Origin of the sequence: Mycobacterium sp. GA-1285, assembly GCF_001499905.1 — a bacterium.
Taxonomy (GTDB): domain Bacteria; phylum Actinomycetota; class Actinomycetes; order Mycobacteriales; family Mycobacteriaceae; genus Mycobacterium.
The window spans coordinates 1-6,535 of the sequence record NZ_LQIS01000035.1 but is presented as its reverse complement, the minus strand read 5'-3'; the positions used below and the strand labels follow the sequence as shown (position 1 = coordinate 6,535).

Here is a 6,535-nt window from a genome sequence, read left to right as displayed (position 1 = left end):
ACCACCCTAAGAGCCAGACACCAGGTGATCAGGATCCAACCACCGCAACAAGCGGCCCCATCACCCTGACACTGAGAGTCACCCTACCCCTGAGTTGTTCAAACTATACCTAAGTGGTATAGCTGGGTATAGACCAATTCACTCAGCGTGGAGGCAGGAGGCAGCAATGTCGGGATTCTCAGGTCGGGACGCCGTCATCGTCGGCGCGGTTCGCACACCGACCGGAAAGGGCAAACCGAACGGAGCGCTGCACGACGTGCTGCCCGTGGACCTGCTCGCACACAGTCTCACGGAACTGGTGGCCAGGACCGGCATCGACCCGGTACAGATCGACGACGTCATCGCCGGGGCGGTCACCCAGGTCGGCGACCAGGCGGTCAACATCGCCCGAAACGCCCTTCTCGGCGCGGGGTTCCCCGAATCCGTGCCCGGGACGACCGTCGACCGCCAGTGCGGCAGCAGCCAGCAGGCCATTCACTTCGCCGCCGCGGGCGTCATCTCGGGCGCCTACGACATCGTCGTCGCCGCGGGTGTGGAATCAATGTCGCGGGCGCCGATGGGCTCCAGCGTGCTGCCCGGTAGCGACCCGTTCGGCGCGATGGCGCAGCGCTATCCCGAAGGTCTTGTGCCGCAAGGCATCAGCGCGGAGTTGATCGCCGCGAAATGGGGCCTGTCGCGGCAGCAGCTCGACGAGTTCTCGGCGGGCAGCCATGAGAAGGCCGCGGCCGCGACCAAGGAGGGCCGGTTCGACAACGAGCTGATCCCGATCAACGGTCTGACCACCGACGAGATCATCCGGCCGGGCACGACCGTCGACACGCTGGCCGCGCTGAACCCGGCGTTCTACAACCCGGCATACGAGCGACGCTTCCCGCAGATCGGCTGGAAGATCACACCGGGCAACTCGTCGCCACTGTCGGATGGCAGCGCGGCTGTGCTGATCACCACCGGCGAGGTGGCGGCCCGACTCGGTCTGCGCCCGCTCGCCCGCATCCACTCGATGACCGTCGTCGGCTCCGACCCGCTCTACATGCTGACCGGCGTCATCCCCGCGACGGAGAAGGTGCTGCAGCGCGCGGGCCTCACGCTCGCCGACATCGACCTGTTCGAGGTCAACGAGGCGTTCGCACCCGTCGTGCTCTCCTGGGCGCACGACACCGGCGCCGATCTCGCCAGGACGAACGTCAACGGCGGCGCGATCGCGATCGGTCACCCGCTGGGCGCCAGCGGCGCGCGCATCATGACGACTCTCGTGAACGCGCTCGAGCAGCGCGGCGGACGCTACGGTCTGCAGACGATGTGCGAGGGCGGCGGCATGGCCAACGCCACCGTCATCGAGCGGCTCTGACCCGAGGATTTCGGTACGCACCGGTCGCGCGGCAATTGGTAACGCACCGAACTCAGGCTTGGTATTGCGCATCCGCATAATCGAAGACCATGCGGGCGATAGTGACGGGCGGTAACAGCGGCGTCGGGAAGGCCACGGCGAAGGCCCTGACCGCCGACGGGCACAGCGTGCTGATCGCATGCCGCGACGTCGAGAAGGGCCGTCGGGCCGCGGCCGAGATGACCGGTGACGTCGACGTGGCCGCCCTCGACCTCGGCGACCTGGCCAGCGTGCGCTCGTTCGCCGCCTCCGTCGAATCCGTCGACGTGCTGGTGAACAACGCTGGCGTGATGGGTATGCCGTTGACGCGCACGACCGATGGTTTCGAATCCCACATCGGCATCAACCACCTCGGCCACTTCGCGTTGACGTCGCTGTTGGGCGACCGGATCACCGACCGCGTCATCTCGGTGGCCAGCGCGACGTACCTGTTCTGCAGCCTGCATCTCGACGACCTGAACTGGCATCGCCGCAAGTACTCGAAGTGGAGCGCCTACGGCGAATCCAAGCTGGCCAACCTGCTGTTCGTCGCCGAGTTGGCCAACCGGGGTGTGCGCGCATACGCCACCGACCCCGGCGCCACCGACACCGACATCACCCGGTCGCTGGGAATGGGTGAACATCGGCGGATCCGGCGCCTCATGCACACACCCGCGCAGGGCGCCCGGGCCACCCTTCAGGCGGTGACGACCGACCTGCCCAGCGGCACCTATCTGGCGCCGCGGTTCAACCAGCTCGGCAGGCCCAAGGTGACGCGGTTGCGGCCGAAGGCGGTTGATCCGGTGACGGCGCACCGATTGTGGGACGCGTCGGCCGAACTCACCGGCTGCGACTGGCCGCGCTGATCAGTCGTTCTGTCGCCACCACGCGACGACGTAGAGAACCATCGCCGCCGCCAGCGCGATCAGCACCCACAGAACCACCGCCAAGTCGATCCACGCTCCGGCCGGTGGCGCGCCGGGCAACAGGTTGCGCAGCGGCACCACCGCGAACAACATCGCCGCGAACCAGGTCGTCAACGGCGGCAAGAACTTTCGGCGGCCGAGCACCGTCTCGATCGCCACGAACAGTGCGGCCGCCGGCAGCGCGATCAGCACCAGCAAAACCCCGAGGTCGAACGCGAGCGCTCCCCTGGTGCGCTGGGTGGTGAAACGCACGGTCGGCACAGAGTCGGCGGTGCCTCGCTCGGTATGGACGTCCCAACCGTTGATCTGCCCCGCGACGACGATGCCCGCCGCGATCGGGCGTTGTTCCGGACCACCTCTTAGGAAGGCCTGCACGCCGATGATGTCGGTGGTGAAGGTGTCGAACGGCCAGTCGTCGGGGTCCCCGACGGCAGTCAGCTGAGTCGTCGTGTCATTGCCGGACACGGCGGGATGCACGTAGATCAGCTCGCCGGAACTGGTCCATGAACTCAGCCGAATCGTGACGTCGTCGGTCTCACCGGCCGCCAACTCCCGGCCGGGGTGGAGAAGGACGTCGGCGACGAGCCGGTTCTGCATCGCGTTCATCTCCCGCAGCCGGATGATGACGACGGTTTCGCCGGTGACGGATGTCTCGGAGAACTGGAAATGGCGGTGCTCGGGCTCCAGCAGGGCGTAGCCGACCAGTGAGCCGACGTAGACGGCGACGACCGCCACCACCGTCGTCACGACGGTGACTCGCCGTCGCCTCGGCGTACCTGATGGCGCCGACGGAGCCGCACCTGTCACGCGCGGATCGTAGCCTCGGTCGCGACGAACCCGACGCGGATTGGGTCAGTCGGCTTTCGGCTTGGCGTCGATCCCGGATTCCTTGCGCTGCTGCGGCGTGATCGGCGCGGGTGCACCGGTCAGCGGGTCGACACCGCCACCGGATTTCGGGAACGCGATCACTTCGCGGATCGAGTCCGACCCGGCCAGCAACGCGGTGGTGCGGTCCCACCCGAACGCCAGTCCCCCGTGCGGCGGTGCGCCAAAAGTGAACGCCTCCAACAGGAATCCGAACTTCTCCTCGGCCTCGGCCTTGTCGATACCCATCACCGCGAACACCCGCTCCTGGATGTCGCGGCGGTGGATACGGATCGAGCCGCCGCCGATCTCGTTGCCGTTGCACACCACGTCGTAGGCGTCGGCCAACACAGTGCCGGGATCGGTCTCGATGCGGTCCTCGAACTCCGGCTTGGGCGCGGTGAACGCGTGGTGCACCGCCGTCCACGCACCCGAGCCGACGGCCACGTCGCCGTGCGCGGTCGCGTCGTCGGCGGGTTCGAACAGCGGCGGGTCCACCACCCAGGTGAACGCCCACGCGTTCGGGTCGATCAAGTCGAGCCGCTTGGCGATCTCGATACGGACCGCACCGAGCAGCGCCCGCGAAGTCTTCGCCGGGCCCGCCGAGAAGAACACGCAATCCCCTGGCGAGGCGCCGACGTGGGCGGCGAGGCCGTCACGTTCAGTCTCCGACAGGTTTTTTGCGACGGGTCCGCCCAGCGTGCCGTCGTCGCCGACGAGCACATAGGCCAGCCCCTTGTGCCCGCGCTGCTTGGCGAAGTCCTGCCAGGCGTCCAGCGTGCGCCGAGGCTGGGAGGCGCCGCCGGGCATGACGACGGCGCCCACATATGGTGCCTGGAACACCCGGAACGGGGTTTCGGAGAAGAACTGGGCGCACTCGACGAGTTCGAGTCCGAACCTCAGATCGGGCTTGTCCGAACCGAACCGGCGCATCGCGTCGGCGTAGGTGATCCGCGGCAGCGGCAGGGGCACGTCGTAGCCGATCAGCCGCCACAGCGCCGCGACGATCTCCTCGGAGACGGCGATCACGTCCTCGGAGTCGACGAAGCTCATCTCGAGGTCCAGCTGGGTGAACTCGGGCTGGCGGTCGGCGCGGAAATCCTCGTCGCGGTAGCAGCGCGCGATCTGGTAGTAGCGCTCCATGCCCGCGACCATCAGCAGCTGTTTGAACAGCTGGGGGCTCTGCGGCAACGCGTAGAACGATCCCGGCTGCAGCCGGGCGGGCACCAGGAAGTCGCGGGCGCCCTCCGGGGTCGAGCGGGTCATCGTCGGGGTCTCGATCTCGACGAAGTCGTGGCGCGCGAGCACCTCACGGGCGGCGGCGTTGGCCTCGGAGCGCAGCCGGATCGCGTGCCCGGGCCCTTCGCGCCGCAGGTCGAGGTAGCGGTACTTCAGGCGCGCCTCCTCGCCGGCCTGCTCGTCGAGCTGGAACGGCAACGGTGCACTCTCGCCCAGCACCGTCAACGAGGTCGCGTTGACCTCGATCTCGCCGGTCGCGATCTCGGGGTTCGCGTTGCCTTCGGGGCGGATCTCCACGACGCCGTCCACGGCGATGCAGAACTCGGCGCGCAGCCGGTGCGCCGCCTCCAGAACGCCGCCTTCGCGGAACACGACCTGCGACACCCCGGACGCGTCGCGCAGATCGATGAAGATCACGCCGCCGTGGTCGCGCCGACGCGCCACCCACCCGGCCAACGTCACCTTCTGACCGGCGTCGGCGGGCCGCAACGATCCGGCGGCATGACTGCGCAGCACTGAAACTCCTGAGGAAATCGCCTGACAAGACAACTGCACAAGTGTAGAGGGGACGGGTGCGCCGGTAATTTGGCGTTCATGCCCAGTCGCGTCGCCGTCGTCGGCCCAGGGGCGATCGGCTCGACAGTCGCCGCTCTATTGCACGTGGCCGGTCACTCGGTGACGCTGTGCGGACGGACTCCGCGCGCATCGATCGAAGTCCGGCCCGACGACGGCGAGCCGATCGTGGTGCCCGGTCCGGTGCTGACCGACCCCGCCGACATCGGAGACCCGGTCGAGGTGGTGCTGCTGGCGGTGAAGGACACCCAGAACGAGCGGTCGGCCGGATGGCTGGCGACGTTGTGCGACGGGCGCACCGTGGTGTGTGCGCTGCAGAACGGGGTCGAACAGGTCGAGCGCGTCGGCCGCTTCTGCCCCGCATCGACGGTTGTGCCTGCGGCGGTGTGGATTTCGGCGGAGCCGACGCCGCAGGGCTATGTCCGGCTGCGCACCGGGGCGCGGCTGGTGCTACCTGATACCGCCGGGGCGCACGCATTGAGCGATCTGTTCGCCGGCAGCGCCGTCGCCGTCGAGATCGATCCGGATTTTCTCAGCGCAGCGTGGCACAAGCTCCTGGTGAATGCGGTTGTGGGGTTCATGGTGCTCAGCGGGCGCCGCTCGGGCATGTTCCGCCGCGACGACGTGAACGGCCTGGCGCGGCGCTATCTCGCCGAGTGCCTCGCCGTCGCGCGTGCCGAGGGCGCACAGTTGTCCGATGAGGTGATCGACGACATCGTCGGCCTGCTGGCCAAGTCCCCGGAGGACGTCACCACCTCGATGCTGACCGACCGCGAGGCCGGCCGGGAGTTGGAGTGGGACATCCGCAACGGAGTGATCGCCCGCAAGGGCGTCGAGCACGGGCTGAGCACGCCGATCAGCGACGTGCTGGTGCCGCTGCTGGCAGCGGCGAGCGACGGACCCGGATAGCCGGCCGTCTGACTGACACTGTCCTCTACTGTGCATGCGCATGCACCCATGTGAACGTGTCGACCTGAACTTCGTCGAGACCGCTCCGTTCCGCTTCGTCAGCACCGTCGACCTCGCCATCACGCCCGAACAGCTCTTCGAGGTGCTCGCCGATGCGGAGTCCTGGCCGCATTGGGCCACCGTGATCACCGAGGTGACGTGGACGAGCCCAGAACCGCGTGGCGTCGGCACCACCCGCACGGTCAAGATGCGCGGCGGCATCGTCGGCGACGAGGAGTTCCTCGCGTGGGAACCCTTCAGCCACATGGCGTTTCGATTCAACGAGGCGTCGACGCGAAGCATCGCGGCGTTCGCCGAGGACTACCGGGTGGTGCGGACGCCGCAGGGCTGTCACCTGACGTGGGTGATGTCGATGAAGCCCAACGGCGTCGCCGCCCGGGTCGGGATGACGCTCGGCAGGCCGGTGATGGGCCGGATGTTCCAGAAGTTCCTGTACAACATGCGCGACTAGGGCGTGTCTGACAAAGGTTTCGGGTGTTGTGCCTGAGGCTTGAGGGATGTCGCGATTTGAGTTGTTGTCGGATGCCCAGTGGGCATTGATCGAGGATCTGTTGCCGGTGCGGACAGGCAAGCGGGGCAGGCCTTTCCAGAATGCCCG

At 67.8% G+C, this 6,535-nt stretch carries 6 protein-coding genes; 4 read left to right on the top strand and 2 right to left on the bottom strand.

The window, feature by feature from the left end:
• Positions 1-166: 166 nt before the first annotated feature.
• Positions 167-1,348 carry a thiolase family protein gene (locus tag AU193_RS17355; RefSeq protein WP_064423625.1) on the top strand — a complete coding sequence of 394 codons (1,182 nt, stop codon included), beginning with the start codon at positions 167-169 and terminating at the stop codon, positions 1,346-1,348.
• 89 nt (positions 1,349-1,437) lie between these two features.
• Positions 1,438-2,232, top strand: coding sequence for an SDR family NAD(P)-dependent oxidoreductase (locus AU193_RS17350; RefSeq protein WP_064423624.1), 795 nt, complete (start codon positions 1,438-1,440; stop codon positions 2,230-2,232).
• On the opposite strand, the gene AU193_RS17345 is transcribed toward AU193_RS17350, so the two are convergent.
• Complete coding sequence (locus tag AU193_RS17345) at positions 2,233-3,099, bottom strand: DUF4436 family protein (protein WP_064423623.1); 867 nt, start codon at positions 3,097-3,099, stop codon at positions 2,233-2,235. It abuts the gene before it with no gap.
• Positions 3,100-3,144: 45 nt separating this feature from the next.
• Complete coding sequence (gene aspS, locus AU193_RS17340; protein ID WP_064423622.1) at positions 3,145-4,911, bottom strand: aspartate--tRNA ligase; 1,767 nt, start codon at positions 4,909-4,911, stop codon at positions 3,145-3,147.
• A 78-nt stretch (positions 4,912-4,989) separates the two neighbouring features.
• Here aspS and AU193_RS17335 point away from each other — a divergent pair, with 78 nt between their 5' ends.
• A complete protein-coding gene (locus AU193_RS17335) occupies positions 4,990-5,877 on the top strand; it encodes an oxidoreductase (RefSeq protein WP_064423621.1) in 888 nt (295 codons plus the stop codon).
• A gap of 34 nt (positions 5,878-5,911) precedes the next feature.
• Positions 5,912-6,388 carry an SRPBCC family protein gene (locus tag AU193_RS17330; RefSeq protein WP_064423620.1) on the top strand — a complete coding sequence of 159 codons (477 nt, stop codon included), beginning with the start codon at positions 5,912-5,914 and terminating at the stop codon, positions 6,386-6,388.
• The last annotated feature ends 147 nt before the right edge of the window (positions 6,389-6,535 follow it).

Excerpts from the sequence above, each read along its gene's own strand:
- AU193_RS17355 (WP_064423625.1), top strand. The coding sequence starts at position 167 with ATGTCGGGATTCTCAGGTCGGGACGCCGTCATCGTCGGCGCGGTTCGC.
- AU193_RS17350 (WP_064423624.1), top strand. The coding sequence starts at position 1,438 with ATGCGGGCGATAGTGACGGGCGGTAACAGCGGCGTCGGGAAGGCCACG.
- AU193_RS17335 (WP_064423621.1), top strand. The coding sequence starts at position 4,990 with ATGCCCAGTCGCGTCGCCGTCGTCGGCCCAGGGGCGATCGGCTCGACA.
- AU193_RS17330 (WP_064423620.1), top strand. The coding sequence starts at position 5,912 with ATGCGCATGCACCCATGTGAACGTGTCGACCTGAACTTCGTCGAGACC.